This window comes from Pseudomonas sp. IPO3747, from assembly GCF_013385245.1.
GTDB classification, from domain to species: Bacteria; Pseudomonadota; Gammaproteobacteria; order Pseudomonadales; family Pseudomonadaceae; genus Aquipseudomonas; species Aquipseudomonas edaphica.
This window is the reverse complement of the sequence record NZ_JACAQL010000004.1, coordinates 224,309-250,699: the sequence shown is the minus strand read 5'-3', so window position 1 is coordinate 250,699 and position 26,391 is coordinate 224,309. Positions and strand designations below refer to the sequence as shown.

Annotated in this window: 20 protein-coding genes; 12 read left to right on the top strand and 8 right to left on the bottom strand. The window is 57.8% G+C overall.

From position 1 onward, the window contains the following. Window positions 1–1,299: 1,299 nt before the first annotated feature. From HX790_RS08085 to rfbC, 6 genes are all read left to right on the top strand, one after another. Window positions 1,300–2,319 carry an MBOAT family protein gene (locus HX790_RS08085; protein WP_176991417.1) on the top strand — a complete coding sequence of 340 codons (1,020 nt, stop codon included), beginning with the start codon at window positions 1,300–1,302 and terminating at the stop codon, window positions 2,317–2,319. Next, a complete protein-coding gene (locus HX790_RS08080) occupies window positions 2,289–2,735 on the top strand; it encodes a hypothetical protein (RefSeq protein ID WP_176991416.1) in 447 nt (148 codons plus the stop codon). The genes HX790_RS08085 and HX790_RS08080 overlap by 31 nt, the downstream gene beginning before the upstream one ends. Window positions 2,736–2,744: 9 nt before the next feature. Beyond that, window positions 2,745–3,917 carry a hypothetical protein gene (locus tag HX790_RS08075; protein ID WP_176991415.1) on the top strand — a complete coding sequence of 391 codons (1,173 nt, stop codon included), beginning with the start codon at window positions 2,745–2,747 and terminating at the stop codon, window positions 3,915–3,917. Between the two features lie 490 nt (window positions 3,918–4,407). Continuing rightward, window positions 4,408–5,304 (top strand): dTDP-4-dehydrorhamnose reductase, encoded by an 897-nt coding sequence (gene rfbD, locus HX790_RS08070; protein WP_017134833.1) that lies wholly within the window; start codon window positions 4,408–4,410, stop codon window positions 5,302–5,304. 2 nt (window positions 5,305–5,306) lie between these two features. Continuing rightward, a complete protein-coding gene (rfbA, locus tag HX790_RS08065) occupies window positions 5,307–6,191 on the top strand; it encodes a glucose-1-phosphate thymidylyltransferase RfbA (RefSeq protein WP_032865395.1) in 885 nt (294 codons plus the stop codon). A gap of 101 nt (window positions 6,192–6,292) precedes the next feature. Continuing rightward, on the top strand, window positions 6,293–6,838 hold the full coding sequence (gene rfbC, locus HX790_RS08060; protein ID WP_176991414.1) for a dTDP-4-dehydrorhamnose 3,5-epimerase: 546 nt from the start codon (window positions 6,293–6,295) through the stop codon (window positions 6,836–6,838). Window positions 6,839–6,970: 132 nt separating this feature from the next. Here rfbC and HX790_RS08055 read toward each other — a convergent pair whose 3' ends face one another. Beyond that, window positions 6,971–7,852, bottom strand: coding sequence for a DMT family transporter (locus HX790_RS08055; RefSeq protein WP_176991413.1), 882 nt, complete (start codon window positions 7,850–7,852; stop codon window positions 6,971–6,973). A gap of 64 nt (window positions 7,853–7,916) precedes the next feature. Beyond that, window positions 7,917–9,479, bottom strand: coding sequence for a methyl-accepting chemotaxis protein (locus HX790_RS08050; protein WP_371318499.1), 1,563 nt, complete (start codon window positions 9,477–9,479; stop codon window positions 7,917–7,919). Between the two features lie 450 nt (window positions 9,480–9,929). Here HX790_RS08050 and aceK point away from each other — a divergent pair, with 450 nt between their 5' ends. The 5 genes from aceK to HX790_RS08025 all read left to right on the top strand — a co-directional run bounded on the left by aceK (window position 9,930) and on the right by HX790_RS08025 (window position 18,309). Further along, window positions 9,930–11,639: a bifunctional isocitrate dehydrogenase kinase/phosphatase gene (gene aceK, locus HX790_RS08045; RefSeq protein ID WP_176991412.1), complete on the top strand. Its 1,710-nt coding sequence runs from the start codon at window positions 9,930–9,932 to the stop codon at window positions 11,637–11,639. 336 nt (window positions 11,640–11,975) lie between these two features. Then, on the top strand, window positions 11,976–15,887 hold the full coding sequence (hrpA, locus tag HX790_RS08040; RefSeq protein ID WP_176991411.1) for an ATP-dependent RNA helicase HrpA: 3,912 nt from the start codon (window positions 11,976–11,978) through the stop codon (window positions 15,885–15,887). A gap of 334 nt (window positions 15,888–16,221) precedes the next feature. Beyond that, window positions 16,222–17,343 carry a beta-ketoacyl-ACP synthase III gene (locus HX790_RS08035; RefSeq protein ID WP_176991410.1) on the top strand — a complete coding sequence of 374 codons (1,122 nt, stop codon included), beginning with the start codon at window positions 16,222–16,224 and terminating at the stop codon, window positions 17,341–17,343. A gap of 124 nt (window positions 17,344–17,467) precedes the next feature. Next, window positions 17,468–18,082: an RNA polymerase sigma factor gene (locus HX790_RS08030; RefSeq protein ID WP_016973332.1), complete on the top strand. Its 615-nt coding sequence runs from the start codon at window positions 17,468–17,470 to the stop codon at window positions 18,080–18,082. After that, window positions 18,076–18,309 carry an anti-sigma factor gene (locus tag HX790_RS08025; RefSeq protein WP_017134841.1) on the top strand — a complete coding sequence of 78 codons (234 nt, stop codon included), beginning with the start codon at window positions 18,076–18,078 and terminating at the stop codon, window positions 18,307–18,309. The genes HX790_RS08030 and HX790_RS08025 overlap by 7 nt, the downstream gene beginning before the upstream one ends. Window positions 18,310–18,429: 120 nt before the next feature. Here HX790_RS08025 and HX790_RS08020 read toward each other — a convergent pair whose 3' ends face one another. Further along, a complete protein-coding gene (locus tag HX790_RS08020) occupies window positions 18,430–19,752 on the bottom strand; it encodes a putative porin (RefSeq protein WP_017134842.1) in 1,323 nt (440 codons plus the stop codon). A 282-nt stretch (window positions 19,753–20,034) separates the two neighbouring features. Between HX790_RS08020 and HX790_RS08015 the strand changes: the two genes are divergently transcribed. After that, window positions 20,035–21,159 (top strand): GNAT family N-acetyltransferase, encoded by a 1,125-nt coding sequence (locus HX790_RS08015; RefSeq protein WP_169984861.1) that lies wholly within the window; start codon window positions 20,035–20,037, stop codon window positions 21,157–21,159. Window positions 21,160–21,170: 11 nt separating this feature from the next. Here the strand turns inward: HX790_RS08015 and aqpZ are convergent, their stop codons facing one another. From aqpZ to HX790_RS07990, 5 genes are all read right to left on the bottom strand, one after another. Next, window positions 21,171–21,872 (bottom strand): aquaporin Z, encoded by a 702-nt coding sequence (gene aqpZ, locus HX790_RS08010; RefSeq protein WP_017134844.1) that lies wholly within the window; start codon window positions 21,870–21,872, stop codon window positions 21,171–21,173. Window positions 21,873–22,153: 281 nt separating this feature from the next. Next, window positions 22,154–23,986, bottom strand: a complete 1,833-nt coding sequence (locus tag HX790_RS08005) for an ABC transporter ATP-binding protein (RefSeq protein ID WP_017134845.1) — start codon at window positions 23,984–23,986, stop codon at window positions 22,154–22,156. Between the two features lie 82 nt (window positions 23,987–24,068). Then, window positions 24,069–24,632, bottom strand: coding sequence for a peptidylprolyl isomerase A (locus HX790_RS08000; protein ID WP_016979352.1), 564 nt, complete (start codon window positions 24,630–24,632; stop codon window positions 24,069–24,071). A gap of 3 nt (window positions 24,633–24,635) precedes the next feature. Continuing rightward, complete coding sequence (locus HX790_RS07995) at window positions 24,636–25,439, bottom strand: alpha/beta fold hydrolase (RefSeq protein ID WP_017134846.1); 804 nt, start codon at window positions 25,437–25,439, stop codon at window positions 24,636–24,638. 14 nt (window positions 25,440–25,453) lie between these two features. Beyond that, window positions 25,454–26,377, bottom strand: a complete 924-nt coding sequence (locus HX790_RS07990) for a LysR family transcriptional regulator (protein WP_017134847.1) — start codon at window positions 26,375–26,377, stop codon at window positions 25,454–25,456. Window positions 26,378–26,391: the final 14 nt, after the last annotated feature.

Genomic DNA, 26,391 nt, shown 5'->3' with positions numbered 1-26,391 from the left:
GACGGTTGACTTTTGACCAGTGGTGTACGGTACCAACGGTTCGCGGGGGCCTGAATACCAGTCCAGTACTGGAGGTCGCGAACCTCTTGGTAAGTAATTCAGCGACAGTGGTATGCAGCAGGTCCGGATTGGGGTGGCGGCCTTTTCCAAAGCGGGAACCAGGTCATTTTGAGACGAGATGGTCGTTAATTAAGGCATCGCGAGTCTGGAAAGACGTCAACAGGATGATACGTTCCGCCATCCAAAATCACATTTGTTTACCAATGCAGTGAATGGTCTTCTTGGCAATCTTTAGCTTCTGAGTTGTTCCGCTAGACACACATTTTTGGCGGTTGGAAGGCAGAGCTTATTGTTTTTTAAATGTAGCGTAACCGCCCGCTCAATTAGCTCAAGCTTGATCGCTTGGGAAACTTAAAGCTCATTGTTGATGAATTGGAAAGGCTATCCAGCATGATGGAGTTTAGGCGCTCTCTTAAGGTTAGGGGGTATCAACTTTAGGGGTTTTGATGTTTTTCAGGGAATCCTTTTCATGTTTCTGTGATCGTTAAGTGCGCCGTAGTCAAAGCTGTTTCTATATGCAAAATTTATTAATCCTGTAGGCATGTATACGTGTCTACTCTGATTTTCTATACGTCTATTTTTCCATTGTTTTTATGTTGTTGTCGCATGTCGGGATTAGATTATATTCGGTTATGATGTATAAAAGTATCAACCCTAATCCACGCATATTTTAAACTCCATTTTGACGATCCCTTAGGTAGCAGGTGAGCTCAGTCTTCGGGTGGAATTCTGGTTCTAAGCAGATGGCAGCATCGTTTTGTTGTGTGCGACTACCGTGACGAGGCGTCATATAGCTAGGGTTGAGTTATAATTGACTAGGCTGAGCCCTCCAGGTATTTTGATTCGGTTCAGCTTTTCTTAAATGTCGACGCCCTGGCTTCAAGTGGTGTGCTATTTTTTATTTCGAGTCCACGTAGTGCACTAAAAGCGAACGTCTGACGGCCAAATGGCAGCTCTCGACATGACGAGTCACGTATGGCGCAAGGTGCTTATGATTGGAGAGCCTGGCACTTTTTTGCGGCCCATACATTCCATTGGAGTGTTCAAATGAGCTTGGACGCAGCGGTCGGTAATTCCCTTGCGTAAGAGACAGATGCCCAGTCTGGCCAAATTGAACTGGCGGATGGCTGCGTTTTTAGCGCAGGAACACCCCTTTGCGACCAATATATTCAGAATGAGTTGAGTTGTTCTGGTTTTGTGGTAGATTGCCGCGAAAAAATCGCTATGGAAGAATGAGAAATGGTATTCAGTTCGGTCGTGTTCATTTTTTACTTCTTGCCTGTTTTTTTGTGCCTGTATTATTTGACGGGCATCAAGAATGCGGTATTGCTGACGGCAAGCGCCATATTTTATGTGTGGGGAGAGGGACTCTATTTATTACTGCTGGTCGCGTTGTTGGCGGTAAACTTTAGTGCGGGGAAAGTAATAGGGGCAGCGGTTGGGCGAAATCGAAAATTAGCGCTGGCTGTGTTTGTTGTTGTGGATTTATTGGTTCTCGGTGTTTTCAAGTATAGCCAGTTCGTTGTTGATATTGTATCCGGGGTAATCGGTGTTGAATCCACTCATATTGGTATGCATTTACCACTGGGTATTTCATTCTTTATTTTTCAGTTAGTGTCTTACCTTGTAGAGGTGTACAGGCGGACGATTCGCCCGGAGACCAGTATTGTTCGCCTTTCCACCTATGTGATGATGTTTCCACATTTGGTTGCGGGTCCGATTGTTAGATACACCGATATCGAAGGAGAGTTGCGTCATCGAACGGTAGGGGTGGAGAAGTTTGGTCTGGGTGTTCAGTACTTTATCGTCGGGCTGTGCCAAAAGGTAATGATCGCAAACTCGGTTGCACCGGCCGCGGACCATTTATTTGGGCTCGATCCATCGGGCGTTACCTTAGCAGTCGCTTGGATTGGCACGCTGGCCTACACATTGCAAATCTACTTTGATTTCTGTGGCTACTCCAATATGGCCATTGGCCTTGCCTTTATGTTGGGGTTCAGGTTTCCCAAAAATTTTGACTATCCTTACTCTTCGAAGTCTATAACCGAATTTTGGCGTCGCTGGCATATGTCCCTATCTTTTTGGTTTAGGGACTATGTCTATATTCCGTTGGGGGGCAGCCGTGGAGGAGAGATTTCAACGGTTCGAAACCTGCTGATAGTTTTTTTGTCACAGGCCTTTGGCATGGTGCGGCGTGGACTTTCATATTTTGGGGCATGTTTCACGGCTTGTTTGTCGTGCTGGAGAGGGTGTTCTTAAAAGGCATACTCGAAGCGGCTCCCGCTCTACTGGCTCGGGCGTACACTTTGGCTGTAGTCATGGTGGGGTGGGTGTACTTCAGAGCCGATAGTTTTGACCAGGCTTGGATCATCATCAAGGCGCTGGTGGGATTCGGAGGTGCCGTACAAGTATGGCAGCCCATGATGGTCTGGATGACGCCTGAAACAGTCTTGGCCCTCATCGCCGGAGCCATCCTTTCATTTCCTGTTATTCCTTGGTTAGGAACACAGCTTAGGTTAACCAAAGTCAATGGTTCTACGGAGCCTGGCATGCACGGTAGAGATGCGGCGGACGTTCATGCACTGCCAGCCTATTTTCTGCTAGTTGGGTGGGGATGCTGCATGTTCTTGCTTGCCAGCAGTACGCTTAACCCATTTCTTTATTTCCGATTCTAAGGCGTGCATATGAGCCATGTTTCCGAAAGTGTCGAACTGCCAACAGAGACCAAGCTTACGTACCATTGGTGGTTCTTGATTGTTGGCGTGATTCTGATAATGACCGTCGTTCATGTGTTTCCTTTATTCAAAGTTAAGGAACCCGAAATGGCGGAAAACAGGGTGCTGGCGAGCCTCCCTCCTTTTCCGAAAAGTGTTCCTGAATGGGCGGCGTTACCGGCGAAACTGGATGCGTTTGTGATTGACCAGTTTCCACTTCGCACCCAGATGATTACGCGGCTGAATTTTGTCCGATACACGGTGGGTTACTCAGGCTCGAAACGCATCATTGTGGGGCAGAATGGTTGGCTTTTTTATGACGACGGTAGTCATCTGTCTCTGATGTCGGGTAGCCTTATTTTGGACAAACCGAGTGTTGATGCTTGGGTGAGTGGGTTCAGGCAGCGGGTAGATTATCTGAAGAAAAGAGATACGAAGTTTTACTTCATGGTGGCCCCGGTCAAGGAGGATATTTATCCCGAAAATCGACCCAAATGGATGCCTGAAGTTCGCGTGACTACCGAAATCGATGAGATCATCAACGCTTCAAGAAAAGCAGGCTTCGACCAAATTATCGACCCGCGGGAAGCTATTTTCTTGGAGCGCCAAAATCAAAAACTTTATGATGAGTTCGACACGCATTGGACAGGATTGGGTGCCTATATTGCTTATCAGCAGTTAATGACAAGGATGTCTAAAGATTTCGCCGACCTGCAGCCTTTGCCGATGGCCGCCTTTACCCCGGTTCCGGTTACGAAGGCGGGTACTCCGAGAGATTTGTCGTTGATGTTGGGGATATCAGATTTTGTCCCGCACGATCGTGTGTCATTTGCGGGTATGCAGACCCATCCACCCGAAAAAACCACTTTTTTAAGCGATAACCATAGCTGGGTTGCACCGCAGGTTCTTCACACCGAGGCCAAGACTGGAAAAACCCTGCTGCTCCTGAGAGATTCATTTTCAACTGAGTTGCTGCCACTCCTGAAAAAGCATTTTGATACGATCGTGATGGCTCACGTGCAAGATGGTTTTTTTCGAACGGATCTCATTGAACAGTTCAATCCCGATGCCGTTGCAATTGTCGTTATCGAAACGGGAACTCGGCACTCGATGGGGATGATCCCTTCTTTAAGCGAGCCTTGAGAGAGCGTGTTCAACCCCGTTGATCTCCCCCCGAATAGCGATCGTTGAGGTAGTGCCTGGCGGCGGGTACTATCTGGACACTAACTGCAACTAAAATAAGCTGCAGGTGACAAAGTTACTGTACGAGTTCCCTCTGTCAGCGACCGTCGCTATTTTGGTGGTGCTGAGAAGAGGCGGGTATCCGGCGTCGAGCGGGTTCCTTGCGCACCCGTCACATCCCGCGCTTGCCAACCCTGCTCGTTCAGATGGTTGCATGCAGCCACACGATGGTTTTCAATCGGGTGACTTGTGCGTTACTCGTCGAGATGTTTTACACGACGAAGGCTGGGGGGCGGCTGGCCGATGTGGACAGAGGAACCTCGGGCCCGTTCTTGCAACCCTACAGAAAAAGATGTGACTTAATGATTATTTTAGTAACCGGTGGTTCAGGCTTTATCGATGCAGGTTTTGTATCGGGTTGCGTGGAGAATAATTACTCCGGCCAAATGGCATGAGGATTCTTCTGCTGGGCAAAAATGGCCAGGTAGGCTGGGAACTCCAACGCAGTTTGGCGCCTTTGGGTCAAGTCCTGGCGCTGGACTCAAAAAGCCAGGATTACTGCGGTGACTTGGCCGACTTGAAAGGATTGGCGGCCACTGTGCAGCGCTTTGCGCCTGACATAATTGTTAACGCCGCGGCCTACACTGCCGTTGATAAGGCCGAAAGTGAGCCTGAGCAAGCGTTGCGAGTCAACGCTGAGGCTCCGGCAGTATTGGCAGCAGAAGCCCGAAAGCTGAATGCCTTACTGGTGCATTATTCGACTGACTATGTGTTCGCCGGCGACGGCGATACGCCCTGGCAGGAAAGCGACCCGACGGGGCCTCTGAGCGTTTATGGCACTACCAAGCTACAAGGTGAGCACGCCATTCAGACATCTGGTTGCGCGCATCTTATCTTCCGTACAAGTTGGGTGTACGCAGCGCGAGGTAACAACTTCGCCAAAACCATGCTGCGCCTGGCTATCGAGTGTGACAGCCTGAATGTCATCGACGATCAGTTTGGCACGCCGACCGGCGCGGACCTTCTGGCGGATGTCACTGCTCATGCTATCCGCGCGATGCGCATGGACCCTCAACTGGGAGGCGTTTACCATCTTGCGGCTGCAGGCGAGACCACCTGGCACCGCTACGCTCGTTTTGTACTCGAGCAAGCGCAAGCGGCCGGTGTGGTACTCAAGGTTGCGCCTGCATCGATAGGTGCGATTGCGACCACTGCGTATCCGACACCTGCCAAGCGCCCGGGCAACTCTCGACTTAACACTCACAAATTGCAGAATGCCTTCTCACTTCGTTTGCCAGATTGGCAGGGCGGTGTGGCACGGATGCTGATAGAAATTCTAGAGAAATGAAAATGCTCAAACGTAAAGGAATTATTTTGGCGGGTGGTTCGGGCACACGCCTGCACCCTGCGACCCTGGCTATTTCCAAGCAGCTGCTGCCCGTTTATGACAAGCCGATGATTTATTATCCGCTGACCACATTGATGTTGGCAGGTATCCGCGACATTCTGATTATTTCCACGCCGCAGGACACCCCGCGCTTCGAACAGCTTTTGGGGGATGGCAGTAATTGGGGGTTGAATATCTCCTATGCCGTACAAGCATCACCGGACGGCCTGGCCCAAGCGTTCATTATCGGTGAGGAGTTTATTGGTAATGATCTGTCTGCCTTGGTGTTGGGTGACAATATCTACCACGGTCATCATTTTGATGAGCTGCTCAAGAGTGCGATGCTGCGTGAGGACGGCGCCAGCGTTTTTGCCTACCACGTGAACGATCCGGAGCGTTATGGCGTTGTAGATTTTGATGCGCAAGGCAAAGCCATCAGTCTTGAAGAGAAACCGCTGCAACCCAAGTCAAATTACGCGGTAACAGGCCTTTATTTCTACGACCACGACGTCGTTGAAATTGCCAAGAGCATCAAGCCATCACCTCGTGGCGAACTCGAGATTACTGATCTCAACCGTGTTTATATGGAACGCGGCAAGCTGTCGGTGGAAATCATGGGCCGCGGTTATGCATGGCTCGACACCGGCACCCACGATTCGTTGCTGGAGGCCAGTAGTTTCATCGCTACGCTCGAGCATCGTCAGGGGCTTAAAGTGGCTTGCCCCGAAGAGATTGCATTTCGTCAAAAGTGGATTGATGCAGAGCAGTTGGAGATGCTTGCGGCACCGCTTTCTAAAAGCGGTTACGGTAAATACCTGAAGCGCCTGCTGCACGAAAAGATTTTTTAAAGAGCCGACTGTAAGGCGGCATCGTGTGATGTTGCCTTAAGTTTATTTGCCCTGTACCGCCGCCAAGCCGGCTCTGATAACACCTTGGAGACATCGTAAAGATGAAAGCCACTTCCCTCGCCATTCCAGATGTTCTTCTGTTTGAACCGAACGTATTCGGGGACGAGCGCGGTTTTTTCTATGAAAGTTTCAATCAGAAAGTTTTCGAAGAGGCCGTCGGAAAACCTGTTCAATTCGTGCAAGACAACCATTCCAAGTCAGTGCGCGGCGTACTTCGCGGGCTGCATTACCAGATCAAGCAGGCCCAAGGAAAGCTAGTTCGTGTTGTACAAGGAGAAGTCTTTGACGTGGCCGTGGACTTACGTCAAAGCTCGCCTACATTCGGCAAGTGGGTGGGCGCCCACCTCAGTGCCAGTAACCGTGCGCAGCTCTGGATACCGGAAGGGTTCGCCCATGGTTTTGTGGTGCTTTCGGAATCGGCTGAGTTTCTCTACAAAACGACCGATTATTGGGCGCCGGAGCACGAGCGCAGTCTTGCGTGGAATGACGCGGATGTCGCTATTGAGTGGCCGATTTCCGAACCGCCTACACTTTCGGCTAAAGACACAAATGCCAAAAGTTTGGTGGATGCTGAAACCTTCCCTTAGTCGAATCCTCGTTTCAGTAGTCTTAACGCGTCCACTCAGGTTGGGAGTGGACACGAGGGTAATTGGCCGTTTGTTTTGACGATTGTCGGTTCAAAAAAGGGCAGCAAGCCTGCTGACTTTACAGCGCCTTAGTCAATGTGTTCGGCGCAACACCAACCACAACGCCCCCCCAATCAACACCCCCCCATACAAATGCGCCATCGACAACGGCTCCCCCAGCAACAACGCCCCCCACAACACCCCAAACGGCGGAATCATAAACGTCACCGTCATCGACTTCACCGGCCCAATGGACGACAGCAAACGGAAGTACAGGATGTAGGCAAACGCCGTACACACCAGCCCCAACCCCAGCAACGAAGACCATACCTGCCAACCACCCCAGCTCGCTGGTGGATGGCTGATGGCGCTGTAGGCAAAGAACGGCAGTAAGAACAGGGTAGCGCCGAGCATGCTGCCCAACGCCGCAAGTCGGCTGTCCAGGCCGCCACGTTGATCGAGCCAGCGCCGCGCAAGGAAACCGGCAAAGCCGTAGCACGTGGTGGCCAGCAGGCAGGCTAGTGCGCCCATCAACAAGTCCAGATCAAAGGCTACCGGCCCGGCACGGGTCAGGACTCCTACGCCAAACAGGCCCAAACACACACCTGCGATTTTCGAAGGGGTCAGGCGTTCACTGAAGAACAACCCGCCAATCAACACGCCCATCAACGGCGTGGTGGCGTTGAAGATCGCCGAGTAGCCTGCCGGCAGCACCTGGGCCGCCACGGAGTACATGGTGGCGGGAATCCCGGAGTTGATCACGCCGAGCAGCAGCACGGTCTTGAACTTGCCCTGGAAGTCCCAGTTCACGCGCATCATCGTGAGGATCACCAGCAACCCGGCGGCAGCAATCGACACGCGAAAAAACGCAGTCGGCACCGTGCCGATTTCCGGCGCAATGATGCGCATGAACAGGAAGCTGGCGCCCCAAATGGCAGCCAGCCCCAACAGGTACAGGGTGTCGACAGGTCTCACGGAACACTCCTACATCAATAAGGCGGCGAGTGTTGCCCAGTGGCCTGCGCGACACAATCGCTAATTACAGGACAAACCGCGTGACCATGCCGTTGAGGTCCACCGCCAGGCGCGACAATTCGTGGCTGGCCGCCGAGGTCTGGGTGGCACCGGCGGCGGTCTGGGTCGACAGGTCGCGGATGTTCACCAGGCTGCGGTCGACATCGCGGGCCACCAGGGCCTGTTGCTCGGCGGCGCTGGCGATCACCAGGTTGCGTTCACTGATTTGCGAGATGGCGGCGGTGATTTTTTCCAGGGCGCTGCCGGCGTTGTTGGCCCGCTGCAAGGTCTGGCCGGCGTGCTCGGCGCTGCTGTTGAGCGCTTCGACGGTGCCTTGGGTACCTTGCTGGATGCCGTTGATCATCTGCTCGATTTCTTCGGTGGAGTCCTGGGTGCGTTGCGCCAGCGAGCGCACCTCGTCGGCCACCACTGCAAACCCACGCCCGGCCTCACCTGCGCGGGCGGCTTCGATGGCGGCATTCAGCGCCAGCAGGTTGGTTTGCCCGGCGATGCCGCGGATCACTTCCAGCACTTTGCTGATGTCCTGGGCTTGTACGGCCAACCCTTCGGCCTTGTTCGAGGCGCCGAGCACTTCGTCCACCAGGTTCTGGATCGAGCTGATGGTTTCGCTGATCTGGTAATGACCGTGCTTGCTGTCTTCGTCGGAGGCCTTGGATGCCTCGGCGCTGGACACCGCATTGGCCGCGACTTCGTCCACTGCCGCACTCATCTCGTTGACGGCGGTGGCGGCCTGTTCGATCTCATCGTTCTGCGCTTGCAAGCCACGGGTGCTCTGCTCCATCACCGAACTCATCTCTTCGGCTGCGGACGCCAGTTGCTGCGCCGACTCGCTGATGCCATGGAGGGTGGTGCGCAACTGGTCCTGCATGGTGGCCAGGGCCGTCAACAGTTGCGCCGGTTCGTCGCTGCCTTTGACCACGACGGGCTGGCTCAAATCACCACCGGCAATGGTGCGCGCCACGGCCAGGGCCTGGCCGAGCGGGGCGGTGATGCTGCGGGTCAGCAGCCAGGCGAGCAACAAGGTCGCGATCAGCGCGCACACAATGATCAGGCCGACCACCCACTGCGCGCTGGTATACATCTGCGCCGCCGCGTCTGCTGCGGTTTCCACGCCTTTTTGGTTGAAGGTAATCATGTCCTCCAGGCTTTTATTCAGGAGCGTGCCCTGCGGGCCGAGGCGCGTGCTGAGCAGGTCGATGGCGTCTTGCTGTTGATCCTTGTCGACCAGCTCCACCATCTGGCTGACGATACTGTTGTAAGTGTTCACATTGATGTTGAGCTGCTTGAGCATGGCGCGTTCGTCGTCGCCGCTGAGCAGGTCTGCGTGGTGCTCCAGCAGGGTGTTGAGTTCGCTGCGCTGGTTGGCGATCAGGCTTTTGCTGTTGTCGCGGATCCGTGATTCGTCGGTGGTCGCCATGCGCATCGACTCCAGGCGGATGCTGGCGATGCAGGCGGCAGCGTCGTGGATATTCTCGATGCTCGGCATCCACGATTCTTCAATCACCAACGCGCTTTCGCGCAGCTTGGCCATCTGCCCCAGGCCAAACATTCCGACGATCACCAGCATGCTGGCCAACACCCCAAAACTCAGGCTGGCGCGCAGACCGATCGGCATATTCCTCAATGACATCTTAGTGCTCCTTAGGCGATTTGAACCGGTTCCCGGGTCGGTCTTCAGACCTTGTTAGGTTGGGAAGGGCGCGCTATATATCAAAGTGCCATCAAGGTGGTAATCGGGGTTTCCCCTAAGTGGTATCAAGGGTGTTACATACGTTGAGAACTCACAGGTTTGCGCGGTTTCCTGGCAATGAGCGTCAAGCCCCGCAGCTCCAGGCCTGTAGCGGTGGGCGGCGCGACTTTATGGTGTTTTTGCTGACCGTACGGTCGATTGGTGAAAACTGAAAATAAATGTACAAATTGCATGATGTTGTACAGTCAGGCCGTGCAAATCATCCTTCTCCTGCCTCGATTCACTGGCTAAGCTCAGGCATCCAGATACCCGTTCGAGGTTTCCCGCATGTCGCCATCCGCCCCTGCCATTGCCCGCATGATCCTCGATGGCTTCGACGATTACCGTGAGCATTTTCGCCAGATCACCGACGGCGCCCGCGAGCGTTTCGAAAAGGCTCAGTGGCAGCAAGGGCAGGCGGCATCGGCGGCGCGGATCAATTTGTATGAAGAGAAGGTCGCTGAAGTCACGGCGCGTCTGCGTGCCCACTTCGATGAGGCGGCGTTGCTGGCAGTGGACGAGTGGCCATTGGTCAAAAGCGCGTACATCGGCCTGATCGACCTGCGTTTTGACGATGAGCTGTCCGAGACCTGGTACAACTCGATCTTTTGCGGGCTGTTCAGCCATGACCTGATCAGCGACGGCTGCATGTTCATCCACACCACGCGGCCCAGCCTGCGCCGGGCACGTGCGGCGCAAACGCGTACCTATAAGCCTGCGGGCGACCTGGCGGCGACGCTGGCGCAGATCTTCGCCGATTACCGCTTCAGCGAAGCCTACGCCGACCTCGACGGCGACCTGCGCCGCCTCCAGGCGCAGTTGCGCGAAAACCTGCCGGATTGGGTGTGCAAAGACCCGCAGCTGAGCATCGAGCTGTTTTCGTCGGTGCTTTACCGGAATAAAGGCGCCTATCTGGTTGGGCGCATTTTTACCCGCGACGAGCAGTGGCCACTGGTGATCCCGTTGTTGCACCGCGAAGGGCGCGGCATCCAGATCGATGCGCTGATCACCGACGAAGCCGATGTGTCGATCATCTTCTCCTTCACGCGCTCCTACTTCATGGTCGATGTGCCGGTGCCGGCCGAGTTTATCGGCTTTCTCAAGCGCATCCTGCCGGGCAAGCACATTGCCGAGTTGTACACCTCGATCGGGTTTTACAAACATGGCAAGTCGGAATTTTACCGCGCGTTGATCAACCACCTGGCGACCACCGATGATCAATTCATCATGGCGCCCGGCGTGCGCGGCATGGTCATGAGTGTGTTCACGCTGCCGGGCTTCAACACCGTGTTCAAGATCATCAAGGACCGTTTTTCGCCGTCGAAGAACGTCAACCGCGCCACGGTGATCGAGAAGTACCGGCTGGTCAAAAGTGTTGACCGTGTGGGGCGCATGGCCGACACCCAGGAGTTTGCCGATTTCCGTTTTCCCTTGAGCAAATTCGAGCCCGAATGCCTGGTCGAGTTACTGGAAGTCGCCGCCGGCACGGTGCAGGTGGAGGGCGATACGGTACTGATTCGCCACTGCTGGACCGAGCGGCGCATGACCCCGCTCAACCTCTACCTGGACAACGCCAACCCCGCCCAGGTGCGCGAAGCCCTGGAAGACTATGGCCTGGCGATCAAGCAACTGGCGGCGGCGAACATCTTCCCCGGCGACATGCTGCTGAAGAACTTCGGCGTCACCCGCCACGGTCGTGTGGTGTTCTATGACTATGACGAGATCTGCTTTCTCACCGAAGCCAATTTCCGCCACATCCCCGCGCCGCGCACGCCTGAAGATGAAATGGCCTCGGAGCCCTGGTACTCCATCGGCCCGCTGGACGTGTTCCCGGAAGAGTTCCCGCCGTTCCTGTTCGCCGACGCCGGCCAGCGCAAGCTGTTCGACGAGTTGCATGGTGAGTTGTACAACGCCGACTACTGGAAAGGCCTGCAGGAAGCGATTCGCGCCGGCAAGGTGATTGATGTGTTTCCGTATCGGCGCAAAGACCCGCTGTAAACGCATATACCGTTTGGGAGGAGGCTTGCTCCCGATAGCCATAGGAATTTTTAACAACGTCTGTGCGAAGTGGGCTGTTGTGGCGAGCAGGCTTGCCCTGCGTTGGGCTGCGCAGCGGCCCCAAAAACAGACTCAGAGTTCTTTCAGGAGTATCTCGGTGTCTACAATGGGGCTGCTGCGCAGCCCAGCGCAGGGCAAGCCTGCTCGCCACAGAGGAGCGTGGGTTAAGACAGTTGCTCCCACATTTGATCCGGTTTACTTAGCCGTCTGCCAGATCAGCCGCTTTTCTGCCACACTTGTCGGCCGTGCATAAATAGACGACCTGCAAAGTACCTGATGACTGACCAAGCGCCCGCTATCGACCAACTGCTCAAAAACCTCGATCACGCCATGCTCGCCGACCGCCACCGCTTGCGGCGCCAGTTGCTTGAGCTGCGCAAGAAGCCCGACGAGGAGAAGCTGGCGCAGTGGGTCACGCGTATGCAGGCGTCCTGCGCCCAAGTCACCGCGCGGCGTGCCAGCCTGCCAGTGATTCGCTATGACGACAGCCTGCCGATCGCGGCCAAGCGTGACGAGATCAAAGAGGCGCTAAACAAGCATCAGGTGCTGATCATTGCCGGCGAAACCGGTTCGGGTAAAACCACCCAGTTGCCGAAGATCTGCCTGGAGATTGGGCGCGGCCAGTACGGCCTGATCGGCCACACCCAGCCGCGCCGGATTGCTGCGCGCAGCGTCGCCAGCCGGGTTGCCGAAGAGCTGGCCACGCCATTGGGCGCGCTGGTCGGCTATCAGGTGCGTTTTGAAGACCAGAGCGATTCCAACACGCTGATCAAGCTGATGACCGACGGCATTTTGCTGGCGGAAACCCAGAACGACCGTTATCTGGAACGCTACGACACCATCATCGTCGACGAAGCCCACGAACGCAGCCTGAACATCGACTTCCTGCTCGGCTACCTGAAAACCCTGCTGCCGCGCCGCCCGGACCTGAAAGTCATCATCACCTCGGCGACCATCGACCTGGAACGCTTTTCCAAGCACTTCGACGATGCGCCGATTGTCGAGGTCTCGGGCCGCACGTTCCCGGTCGACACCTGGTATCGCCCGTTGACGCTGGAGCAGGACGAGGAGGGCAACCGCGTCGAGGATGACTTGACGGTCGACCAGGCGATCCTCGCCACCCTCGACGAAATTGCCGCCTATGAGCGCAGCGAACGCCGCAGCCCCGGCGATGTGCTGGTGTTTTTGCCGGGCGAACGCGAAATTCGCGACGCCGCCGACATGCTGCGCAAGGCCCAGCTCAAGCACACTGAAATTCTGCCGCTCTACGCGCGCCTGTCGCCGGCCGAACAGCAGCGGATTTTCCAGTCCCACCCAGGCCGCCGCGTGGTGTTGGCGACCAACGTCGCGGAAACCTCGCTGACCGTGCCGGGCATTCGCTATGTGATCGACAGCGGCACCGCGCGCATTAGCCGCTACAGCTACCGCGCCAAGGTGCAGCGCCTGCCGATCGAGGCGATTTCCCAGGCCAGTGCCAACCAGCGTAAAGGCCGCTGCGGCCGGGTTGAGCCGGGCATTTGCATTCGTTTGTACAGCGAAGAAGATTTTATCGGCCGCCCGGAATTTACCGACCCGGAAATCCTGCGCACCAACCTCGCCGCCGTGATCTTGCAGATGCTGCACCTGCGCCTGGGCGAAATCACTGACTTCCCGTTTATCGAGCCGCCGGATGGCAAGGCGATCAGCGACGGTTTTAACCTGCTGCAAGAGCTCTCGGCAGTCGACCGCAACAGCCAGCTCACGCCCCTGGGCCGGCAGTTGGCGCGCTTGCCGGTGGACCCGCGCATGGGCCGCATGCTGCTCGAAGCGGCCAAGCTTGGCAGTTTGCAGGAAGTGTTGATTGTGGCCAGTGCCATGTCGATCCAGGACCCACGCGAGCGTCCGCCGGAGCGCCAGCAAGCCGCCGACCAGGCCCACGCGCAATGGAAGGATGCAGATTCGGACTTCGCCGGGCTGGTCAATCTGTGGCGCGGCTTTGAAGAACAGCGCCAGGCACTGACCGCCAGCCCATTGCGCAACTGGTGCCGCAAGAACTTCCTGAATTACCTGCGCCTGCGCGAGTGGCGTGACTCCCATCGCCAGTTGAGCCTGATCTGCCGCGATATGCAGCTGACGGTCAACAAGGAGCCGGCCGACTTTGCGAAACTGCACAAGGCGGTGCTGTCCGGTTTACTCAGCCAGATCGGCCAGAAAACCGAAGACGGCGATTACCTGGGCGCACGGCAGCGGCGCTTCTGGATTCACCCGTCCTCGGGCATCGGCAAAAAACGTCCGCAATGGCTGATGACCGCCGAACTGGTGGAAACCACCAAGCTGTATGCGCGCATGGTCGCCAAGATCGATGCCGACTGGATCGAGCCGCTGGCCGGGCACCTGATCAAGAAAAACCACTTCGAACCGCACTGGGAAAAGAAGCGCGGTCAAGTGGTGGCGTTTGAGCAGATCACCCTGTTCGGGCTGATTGTGGTCGGGCGCCGGCCGGTACATTACGGGCCGATTGACCCGGTGGTGTCCCGCGAGTTGTTTATTCGTGAAGGGTTGGTACGCGGCGAGATTCAATCCCGCGCCAAGTGCCTCACGGCCAACCAGCAACTGCTGGAACAGCTCGATGAACTGGAGGCCAAGGCCCGTCGTCGCGACATTCTGGCGGATGAAGAAACCCTGTACGCCTTTTATGACGCGCGCTTGCCGGCAGAGATCCACCAGACCGCCACGTTCGACAGTTGGTACAAGGTCAACAGCCAGAAAGACCCGCAACTGCTGATCATGCGTGAAGAAGACGTGCTGGCCCGCGAGGCCAGTGAAGTCACCGCCGCGCATTACCCCGACACCCTGCACCTGGGCGACCTGGAACTGGCCCTGAGTTACCACTTTGAACCCAACCACCCCCGCGACGGCGTAACCCTGCGCGTACCGGCGCCGCTGTTGCCGGCGTTGCCGCCTGAGCGCCTGGAGTGGCTGGTGCCGGGTGTGATCGAAGCCAAGTGCATTGCGCTGGTGCGCAACTTGCCCAAGGCGCTGCGCAAGAACTTTGTGCCGGTGCCGGATTTCGTCAAGGCCGCCCTGCAACGTATCGAATTTGGCCAGGGCTCGTTGCCCCAGGCGCTGGGCCGCGAATTGCTGCGCATGACCGGCGCGCGGGTCAGCGATGAAGCCTGGGCCGAGGCGGCGCAGCAGGTGGAAAGCCACCTGAAGATGAACCTGGAGGTGGTTGACGGCCAGGGCAAGTTCCTGGGCGAAGGCCGCGACCTGGCCGAGCTGACCGCACGTTTCGCCGAGGCCAGCCAGGCCGCATTGGCTGTACCGCAAACCGCGAAAAGCCAACAGCCGGTGGAAGCCAAGGTGTTTGCCGCCGTGGCGGAAAAGACCCAGCAAAAGATTGCTGGCCTGTCGATGACGGTGTATCCGGCACTGGTCGAAGAAAACGGCACGGTCAAGGAAGGGCGTTTCTCCACTGCCGCCGAAGCCGAGTTTCAGCACCGCCGCGCCTTGCAGCGCCTGCTCATGCAGCAACTGGCGGAACCGGCAAAATTCCTGCGCGGCAAATTGCCTGGGTTGACTGAGCTGGGCCTGATGTACCGCGAGCTGGGGCGCATTGATGCGCTGGTGGAAGATATTCTGTTGGCCAGCCTCGACACCTGCGTGCTCGAAGGCGAAGCCAGCCTGCCGCGTGACGGCGCGGGTCTGGCTGCGTTGGCCGAACGCAAGCGCGGCAGTTGGACCGAACACGCCGAACGCCTGGCGCGCTTGACCCTGGACGTGCTGAAACTCTGGCATGGCTTGCAGAAACGCTTCAAAGGCAAGATCGACCTGGCCCAGGCGGTGGCGTTGAACGACATCAAACAGCAACTCAGCAACCTGGTGTATCCCGGTTTTGTGCGCGAAACCCCGGCGCAGTGGTTCAAGGAATTGCCGCGCTTTCTCAAGGCCATCGAGCTGCGCCTGGAGAAGTTGCCAAGCCAGGTGCAAAAGGATCGGGTCTGGAGCTCGGAGTTGGGCGGCCTGTGGGCGCAGTACCAGAACCGTTTGAACAAACATGCCCAGGAAGGCAAGCGCGACCCGCAGTTGGAACTTTACCGCTGGTGGTTGGAGGAATACAGGGTGTCGCTGTTTGCCCAGCAGTTGGGCACCAAGGTGCCGATTTCCGATAAGCGTTTGAGCAAACAGTGGAGCCTGGTCGAGGCCTGAATTCTTCCTCGATCCTCCAGGCAACGCCCAACCCCTGTGGGAGCTGGCTTGCCTGCGATGGCATCACCGCCGTTTGGCTGATACACCGCAGTGTCTGCATCGCAGGCAAGCCAGCTCCCACTGTGGATTGCGGGGGTTAATCCCGGGGATGGCGCCAAATGCGCGAGGTTGTGGCAAACTTCGCAGACATAAAGACCGGTAACGCCGCGAAACACTGTGGTGCGATGGGATAAAGCGTTGCCAGTTTGATGCCCGCTGGAGGGTATCGAACGAATTAAAGTTTGGTACGACGGTACCAATATCTTCTCTGCCTGACAGATTTAGAGGAACGACCGTGCATAACGTCGTCATCAGCGGCACTGGCCTGTACACCCCGGCCAACAGCATCTCCAACGAAGAGCTGGTGCAGTCTTTCAATGCTTACGTGCAACAGTTCAATTCAGACAACGCTGCCGCCATCGAGCGCGGTGACGTGCAGGCATTGACCGAGTCCAGCGCCGCCTTTATCGAGAAAGCGTCGGGCATCAAGAGCCGCTTTGTGATGGACAAGGACGGCATCCTTGACCCACAGCGCATGGCCCCGTGCTTGCCCGAGCGCAGCAACGACGAGTGGTCGGTACTCTGCCAGATGGCCGTCGGCGCCGCCGAACAAGCCCTGCAGCGCGCCGGCAAGACCGCCGCCGACATCGATGGCGTGATCGTCGCCTGCTCCAACCTGCAGCGCGCCTACCCGGCCATCGCCATTGAAGTCCAGGAAGCCCTGGGCATCCAGGGTTTCGGCTTCGACATGAACGTGGCGTGTTCCTCGGCTACCTTCGGCATCCAGAACGCGGCCAACAGCATCCAACTGGGCCAGGCCCGGGCGATCCTGATGGTCAACCCGGAAGTCTGCACCGGCCACTTGAATTTTCGCGACCGCGACAGCCATTTCATCTTCGGTGATGCGGCCACGGCGGTGATTCTTGAGCGTGCTGATCTGGCGACCTCCGAGCACCAGTTCGACGTGGTCAGCACCAAGCTGCTGACCAAGTTTTCCAATAACATCCGCAACAATTTCGGTTTCCTCAACCGTACCGCCGAAGAAGGCATCGGCGCCCCGGACAAGCTGTTCGTGCAGGAAGGCCGCAAAGTCTTCCGTGATGTCTGCCCGATGGTTGCCGAGTTGATCGGTGTACACCTGCAAGAAAACCAGCTGAGCGTGACCGACGTGAAGCGCTTCTGGCTGCACCAGGCCAACCTGAGCATGAACCACCTGATTGTGAAGAAGCTGCTGGGCCGCGAAGCCTCGGTGGAAGAAGCGCCGGTGATCCTTGATACATACGCCAATACCAGCTCGGCGGGCTCGGTGATCGCGTTTCACACCTATCAGGACGATCTGCCCAAGGGCTCGGTTGCAGTGCTCAGCTCGTTCGGTGCGGGTTACTCGATCGGCAGCGTGATCCTGCGCAAGCGCTAATCTTGTGGGAGCTGGCTTGCCTGCGATGGCATCACTGTGGTGTGACTGATCCACCGAGGTGCCTTCATCGCAGGCAAGCCAGCTCCCACATTGATCCTATTTCCAAGGCAAGATCGAGGTTTGAATGGCAGCAGCGGACGACGCGCACCTGCTTGAACGGCTGCTCAAGGGCGAGCAGCGGGCCTACAAGGAACTGGTCACCACCTACCAGAGTGCAATGCGCGCGGTAGCCTATGCCATTGTCGGCCAGCGCCACGCCGATGAAGTGGTGCAAGACGCCTGGTTGTCAGTGGTGCGTAACCTGGCCAAGTTCGAAGGGCGCTCCAGCCTCAAAACCTGGCTGCTGACCATCACCGCCAATTCTGCCAAGGGCCGCTACAAACAGAATCGCCGGGAAGTATTGCTCGACGATTTGCCTTCGCCCCACGGCACCATTGGCGATGACCGCTTCGTCCCCGACGACGGCCACTGGGCCGTTGCGCCTTACGCCTGGCACCAGGACACCCCGGAAGCCTTGCTGACCGAGGATGAACTGCGCAAATGCCTGGAGCATACAATCCTGAGCTTGTCGGAGCTGCAAAGCAGCGTATTGGTGTTGCGTGAACGTCAGGGCCTGGAGTTGGAGGAGATTTGTAATCTTCTGACCCTCTCGCTCTCCAATGTCCGTGTGCTGTTGCATCGAGCACGGCTTAAAGTCTTCGCCACGGTGGAGCATTTTGAGGAAACGGGCGAATGTTGACCTGTAAGGAACAAGTGGCGCGGTCCAGTGACTACCTCGATGGGCAATTGACCTTTCGAGAGCGTTTGCTGGTGCGTCATCACTTGATGTTCTGCCCCAACTGCCGGCGATTTATTCGTCAGATGCGCCTGATGCAGGCGACTTTGAAGATCATGCCGGAGGAGCCGGTAAAGGACGCTGATGCACTGGCTGATCGGCTGGTGGCCGAAAGGCTCAAAGATCAGTAACGGTGGGAAAGAGGCAGGCTCGCGTGGGTGAGTCGAACGGATGATGGGGATCGACCCACCCACGCAAGGCTGTTGAAACCCCCTCGGGCCGTCCTGGCCCAAGGGTTATTGCATGCACATTTAGAACTTGGCTTCAGCATCCAACTGCAAGGTGTTGGTGTTGGCATCACGCTGCGTGCGGCTGGCGTAGTCAGCCTTGGTCAGGAAGTACGTGGCGCCGAGGGCGAAGTTCTTGTCGATGTCGTAGCTGACTTTGAGCTTGTGACCGCGCGAACCGGTGGTGCCGTTGGCGAAGTCCGAATCGGTGAAGGCGCCAACCACTGCATCACGTTGCGTATCGCGGTAGTTGTAGTCCAGGTTGAAACCGAACACCTTGGATTTGGCACCGATCAACCAGGCGGTGTCCTGGTCGGTCACCGCATCGTTGTTTTTCACGTACTGGCCGTAGAACGCCAAAGGCACGGCCAGGCCGCCGATGTCGGCTTGGGCAAAGCCTTCATACAGGCGGAATTCGTTGTTGGCCGAGTTGCCGTTGACCGCCAGCGCGCATGGCGTGGTGGTGGTTGTGCAGCGGCTGTCCTTGTCGTTCTGGTAGGCGTAGACGCTGCCGCCCAGGGTCATTTTCAGGTTGTCGGTGAGCGAGAAGCGCGTGCCCAACTGGCCGGAGGTCAGGCGCAGGTCGTGGCGAAATTGCACGCCGTCGCCGTCTACGTTGTCCTTGAGGTTGTAGTTACCCAGGCTGCCGAACAGCTCGGCGCTGCCGCCCAATGGGTACTTGTAGGTGACGGCCAGGCCTTCAGGGTTGATGTCGCTATCCCAGATCACGTCGCCCATGTTTACCCACGGCTGCAGCATCTTGCCGCCGATCACGTGCAGGTTCTTGATCTGGTCCGGGTGGTAGTCGATGTAGCCCAGGTCCAGCCAGATCGACTTCTTGTCGAAGTAGTTGTCCTGGTCCTGGTTGGTGGAGCGCGCGTCGTCGCTGCTGCCGGTGGCCACGCGGATGCCGGTGTCAACCTGGGAGTTGATTTCGGTGTAGGCACCCAGGCGGGCACGGATGCGCTGACGGTCTTTGTCGCGGCCGCCGTTGTTGGATTCGCCCTGGATCTTCACGGTTTCCTGACGGAAGCGCACATCACCCTTGAGCTGAGTGCGTGCGGCCCAGGCCAGCTTCTGATCGAAGACGCTGAGGTCGTTGGTTTTTTTCGCGGTGGCCGCGATCTGCTCGTTGGTCTCTTGTTGAGCTTGCTGTGCGATCTGCTTTTCTTTCTGGTCCTTGGCTAATTCCGTTTGCAGTTCGGTGTACTGCGCAGCGGTGATCTGGCCGTTGGCCTTGAGCATGTCGAGCAATTTAGCGTCGACTGCAGCGCTGGCCGGAACGCTCAGGGCCAGCAACAGGCCGCCACACAGGGCCGCCGCAGTTTTAGTGGAAGCAAGACGCATATCAATCTCCGAAAGTGAGGAGGGATGGCAAACCATCCAGGACACAACCGACCGATGACGGACGGAAAATAGCCGCCTGGTAGAACCAGGCGCTCTAAAAACAGGCGTCAGTATCGCGATCGTTTATGACGGAGTAGTGGCTAAGTGATTTCACCTAGATGACAAATTATTTAATCTGGAACTAATTGTTTCTAGGTTTGTCGCGCTCGTTTCGAGGTGTGCCTGGCGCCGCGATAGGCGATACTCGCCAGGCTTTCACGCCAAGAAACAGTGAGGATGCCGATGCCGCTGCAACGCCTGGACAAGCTGTCTGCAATCGCCCCGCAAGTCTGGGATGCCCTGGTGCCGCAGGCCCAACCCTTTGTGCGGCACGCCTTTCTGAGTGCCCTGGAAGACAGCGCCAGCCTGGGCCCGCAGTCCGGTTGGCAGCCCGAGCATTTGCTGCATTGGGAAGGCGAGCGGCTGGTGGCGGCCCTGCCCAGCTACCGCAAGTGGCACTCCTACGGCGAGTACGTGTTTGATCATGGCTGGGCGGATGCGTGCGCGCGCGCGGGCATCGAGTACTACCCCAAGTTGCTGACGGCGGTGCCGTTCAGTCCGGTGAGTGGCCCACGTTTGTTGGCCAGGAATGCCGAGGACGGGGTTGAACTGCTGGGTAGCTTGCCCGGGTATCTGGAAATCGAAGGGCTCTCCAGTGCCCATATCAACTTCACCGACCCGTTGGCCGATGCCGCATTAGCTGGGCAGACGGGTTGGTTGCAGCGCCTGGGCTGCCAGTTCCATTGGCAAAACCGCGGCTATCGCGACTTCCAGGACTTCCTCGATGCCTTGAGTTCACGCAAGCGCAAACAAATGCGCAAAGAGCGCGAGCAAGTGGCGGGGCAGGGCATCGATTTTGAATGGTTGCAAGGCCACGAGTTAAGCGAGGCGCAGTGGGATTTTGTCTACGCCTGTTACGCCAACACCTACGCGGTGCGTCGCCAGTCACCCTACCTGACCCGCGCCTTTTTCAGCCTGCTGGCCGAACGCATGCCCGAGGCGATCCGCGTGGTGCTGGCCAAACAAGGCGCACGCCCGGTGGCCATGGCCTTCAGCCTGATCGGTGGCGACAGTTTCTATGGCCGCTACTGGGGCTGCCTGGCGGAGTTCGACCGCCTGCACTTCGAAACCTGCTTCTACCAAGGTATGGACTACGCCATCGCCCACGGCCTGCAACGTTTTGACGCTGGCGCCCAGGGCGAACACAAGTTGATTCGCGGCTTTGAACCGGTGATCACACGGTCATGGCACTACCTGCGCCATCCGGGTTTGAAGAATGCCGTGGAAGACTTTCTGGAGCGCGAGCGGGTTGGGATTCTGGCGTATGCCGAAGAGGCAAGGGCAGCCCTGCCTTATCGGCAGGGCTGAACCCGTTTGCCTCAGGCTGGCTGCTCCTTGCCCAGCCATCGATAGGTCACGCCGCCGATTACAGCACCGAGGATCGGCGCCAGCCAGAACATCCACAACTGCTGGATCGCCCATCCGCCGACGATCAGTGCCGGGCCGGTACTGCGGGCCGGGTTGACCGAAGTGTTGGTCACGGGAATGGAGATCAAGTGGATCAAGGTCAAGGCCAGGCCGATGGCGATGGGTGCAAGACCCGGCGGAGCACGACGGTCGGTGGCGCCGAGGATGATCAGCACGAACATCGCCGTCATCACCAGCTCACAGACAAACCCCGCAGCCATCGAGTAGCCACCCGGCGAATGCTCGCCGTAGCCGTTGGAGGCCAGGCCCGACGCCAGTTCGAACCCCGGCTTGCCACTGGCAATGAAGTACAACAGCGCAGCGGCGACAGTGGCGCCGATTACCTGCGCGACGATGTAAGCCGGTAACTCCCTGGCCGGAAACCGCCCGCCCACGACCAGCCCCACTGACACTGCCGGGTTGAGGTGGCACCCGCTGATATGCCCGATGGCAAACGCCATGGTCAGCACCGTCAGCCCGAAGGCCAGGGCCACACCGAGGAACCCGATCCCGACGGCGGGAAACGCTGCGGCCAACACCGCACTCCCGCAACCGCCCAACACCAGCCAAAACGTACCTAACCCCTCTGTGATTGAACGTTTGAACAAAGACATGCGACACGTCCTTGATAGATAGCTCTACCGAATCAGCAAATCAGTGATGCTCCCTGCAGATTTACTTCAGCGCCCCTCTAGGCACTGCACTGATTACAGCACGCTTTTGATACAAATCCAGGCCATAAAAAAAGCGCCAGGGGCCCGTGGATTAGGGGCTTGGCGCTGATTAAAGGTGGGAGCTGGCTTGCCTGCGATTGCGGTGTGCCAGATAACCAATTCGGTACTGACAGTGCGCTATCGCAGGCAAGCCAGCTCCCACACTGTTTTGCGGTGTGTTTTTAATCGATGCCGACGAACCCACCCGTTTGGTGCTGCCACAACCTGGCATACAAGCCGCCATGGGCCAGCAGTTCGGCATGGCTGCCGGTCTCGGCAATCTGGCCTTTCTCCAGCACTACCAGCCGGTCCATGCGCGCAATGGTCGACAACCGGTGCGCAATCGCAATCACCGTCTTGCCTTGCATTAAGGTCTCCAGGCTTTCCTGAATCGCCGCTTCCACTTCCGAATCGAGTGCCGAGGTGGCCTCGTCCATGATCAGAAGCGGCGCGTCCTTGAGCAGCACCCGCGCAATGGCAATGCGCTGACGTTGCCCGCCCGAGAGTTTCACCCCGCGCTCGCCCACGTGCGCATCCAGCCCTGTGCGCCCTTCGGCATCCGACAGCAGCGGGATGAATTCATCGGCGCGGGCTTTGTGGATGGCGGCGTTGAGTTCCTCATCGGTGGCATCCGGCTTGCCGTACAGCAAGTTGTCACGGATCGAGCGGTGCAGCAGCGAGGTGTCCTGGGTGATCATGCCGATCTGTGCACGCAAGGACTCCTGGGCGACTTCGGCGATGTTCTGGCCGTCGATCAGGATGCGCCCGCCTTGCAGGTCGTACAGGCGCAGCAACAAGTTGACCAGGGTTGATTTGCCCGCGCCGGAGGGGCCGATCAGGCCGATTTTCTCACCGGCCTTGATCTGAAGGTTCAGGCCGCCAATGATCCCGCTCTTTTTGCCATAGTGGAAATCCACCTGCTCGAAACGCACTTCGCCGTGCGGCACGTTCAGGCGCGGGGCATTGTCGCGGTCGGTCACTGCCAGTGGTGCAGCGATGGTTTTCAGGCCGTCCTGCACCATGCCGATGTTTTCGAAGATGCCGTTGACCACCCACATGATCCAGCCGGACATGTTGACGATACGGATCACCAGGCCTGTGGCGAGGGCGATGGCGCCCACCGAAATCAGTGACTGCGTCCACAGCCACAACGCCAGGCCGGTGGTGGTGACGATCAGCACGCCGTTCAAGGTGCAGATCACCACGTCCATGCTGGTGAGCACGCGCGCGGCCAACTGGGTTTTTTCGGTCTGCTCGATGATCGCTTCCTTGGCGTATTCCTGCTCATTTTGCGTATGGGCGAACAGCTTCAAGGTGGTGATGTTGGTGTAGCCGTCGACAATGCGGCCCATCAATTTGGAGCGCGCCTCGGAGGAAATCACCGAGCGTTCTTTCACGCGAGGCACGAAGTAACGCAACGCAAGGCTGTAAAGAATGATCCAGGTGATCAGCGGGATCATCAGGCGCCAGTCCGCCTCGGCAAACAGCACCAGGGCGCTGATGGCGTAGATCGACACGTGCCAGATGGCTTCCGCGGTCGCCACTGCCGAATCGCGCAAGGAGTTGCCGGTTTGCATGATGCGCTGGGCAATGCGCCCGGCGAAATCGTTCTGGAAGAAGTTCAAGCTCTGCTTGAGTACGTAGCTATGGTTCTGCCAGCGGATCAGGCTGGTCATGCCTGGGTTGATGGTCTGGTGCACCAGTAAGTCATGCAGGCCATTGAAGATCGGGCGCAGCAGCAGGGCAACCACGGCCATCCAGATCAGCTCGGCGCTGTGAATCTGGAAGAAGTTGGCGGGCGGCGTGCCTTGGGCCAAATCGATAATGCGGCTGAGGTAGCTGAACAATGCCACTTCGATCAACGCGCCGATCAGGCCGACCACCAGCAAGGCGGCAAAACTTGGCCACACCTGGCGCAGGTAGTAGAGGTAGAAGGGCAGGACTTTATCAGGAGGGGCGGCGCTGGGAGCGTCGCGGAAAATGTCGATCAGTTGTTCAAAGCGACGATAGAGCATTCAGTCTGACGCCCGCGTTGCGGGCTCTCCTTTCAAATGCGCACGCAGCGTTGTGGGCCGCGTGCGGAGCTTGCTGCGGACCTCAGTCGATGCGCTTGGCCGACTTGATCACAACAGGATCGATTGGCACGTTCTGCATGCCTTGCTTGGTAGTGGTTTGCGAGTTGACGATGACGTCGACGACGTCCATGCCCTTGACCACCTTGGCGAACACGGCATAACCCGCATCGCGGCCAGGGTCGAGGAAGGCATTGTCAGCCACGTTGATGAAGAATTGGCTGGTGGCCGAATTTGGATCGTTGGTGCGTGCCATCGACAAGGTGCCACGAACGTTATGCAGGCCGTTGCTGGCTTCGTTCTTGATCGGTGCTTCGGTCGGCTTCTGCGACATCTGCGCGGTGAAACCGCCGCCCTGGACCATGAAACCCGGGATCACGCGGTGGAAAATGGTGTTGGTGTAGAAGCCTTTGTCGACATAGGCCAGGAAGTTCTTGGTACTGATCGGCGCCTTGACCGGGTCCAGTTCGATTTCAATGTCGCCATTGGTGGTGGTGATCAGGACGTGAGGGGCCTTGGCAGGCTCAGCAGCCATCAGGTTGGCTGCGAACAATACGGAGCCGGCAAAGAAGGCGATTTTTTTCAGCATGGGTCAGTGATCCTGGGTAGTGGTTTCGACTGTCTTTAGAAAATCGAGCAAGGTAGCGTTAAAGACTTCGGGTTGATCCAAGGGCGTGGCATGGCGGGAATCTTCGATTACCACCAGCCGCGCATCGGGCAGCAGTTTTACATAGTTTTCTTTCTGCGCCACGGGGGTGTAGTCGTGGTCGGCGCTGATGACCAGGGTAGGACAGGTAATTCTGGAAAGTTGTTCCTGCACGCCCCAGCCGACAATCGCATCGAAGCTGGCGAGATAAGCACGTTTGTCGTTTTTTGCCCAGCGTTCGGCCATTTTGCGCCGCAGGTCGGCTTGCTCGGGTTTGGGGAACAGCCGATCGCCCAGCGCTTTGCCGATGGTGGCAAGGCTAAGCACGCGCGCCAGGCTCCAGCGCTTGGCCCATTGCCAGTAATCATCGGCGCTGCGCACCTTGACCTCGGGCGCGCTGTTGACGATGCACAGGCTCTTGACCTGAGCGGGGTCGTCCACGGCCAGCTGGAATGCGATCATGCCGCCCATTGATAAACCCACCACATGGGCGGGCGGCAGGTTCAGGTGTTCGATCAACGCCACCAGATCGAAGGTAAAACCCTGGATGCTGTAGCGTTCGCGGGGTTTGTCGGAGCGACCGTGACCGCGTATATCCACCACGATCAGGCGGTAATGCCGGGCCAGGACCGGAATCTGCAGTTCCCAATCCTGGCTGCTGGAGCCCAGGCCGTGGATCAGGATCAGCGGAGCGCCGTGACCGTATTCCTCGTAATGCAGGCTGCAGCCTTCGTGGTCGAACCAGGCCATGGGTGAACTCCGTCTCAGGCTTGCTGGGGGGCGGCGAAAGGTGCGTCCAGGGGAGCGGTGTCGAAGGTGCGCAACAAATCGATAAGAATCTGCGTGGCCGGCCCCAGGGGTTTGTCTTTGTTCGAGTACAGGTAGAACGTCGGGTTGCGGCTGCCGCCCTTTTCCAATGGCAGCTGCTTGAGCAGGCCATCCTTGAGTTCGCGTTCGATCAGGTGTCGGGGCAACCAGGCGAAGCCCAGGCCGCTGCTGACGAAGGTGGCGGCGGTGGGCAAGCTGCCGACGGTCCAGCGCTGTTCGGCGCCGAGCCAGCCGACGTCGCGCGGCTGCTGGCGGCCAGAGTCACGGATCACCACTTGCATCTGGCTTTCCAGGTCCTGGAAGCTCAACTCGCGGTTCAGGCGATGCAGTGAGTGGTCGGGGTGGGCCACAGCGATAAATTCCACGTCGCTCATTTCGGTGCCCAGGTAGCCTGGAATGATGAAGCCGCTGATGGCCAGGTCCGCCATGCCATCCATCAACAGCTCTTCAACGCCCGACAGCACTTCTTCACGCAGGCGCACGCGGCAGCCACGGCTTTGCGGCATAAAGGCGGTGAGCGCGCGCACCAGGCGTGCATTCGGGTAGGCGGCGTCCACCACCAGGCGTACTTCGGCTTCCCAGCCCTGTTCCATATGATGGGCGAGGTCTTCCAGTTGGCTGGCGTTTTTGACCAGTTGCCGCGAGCGGCGCAACAGCACTTCACCGGCCTCGGTGAGCACGGCCTTGCGTCCGTCGATGCGCAGCAATGGCACGCCGAGCTGGTCTTGCATGCGGGCCACGGTGTAGCTCACCGAGGACTGCGAACGGTGCAGTGCTTCAGCCGCCTGGGCGAAGCCACCGTGGTCGACCACAGCCTGCAGCGTGCGCCATTGATCGAGGGTAACGCGGGGCGCTTTCAAGATGAGCTCCTCTT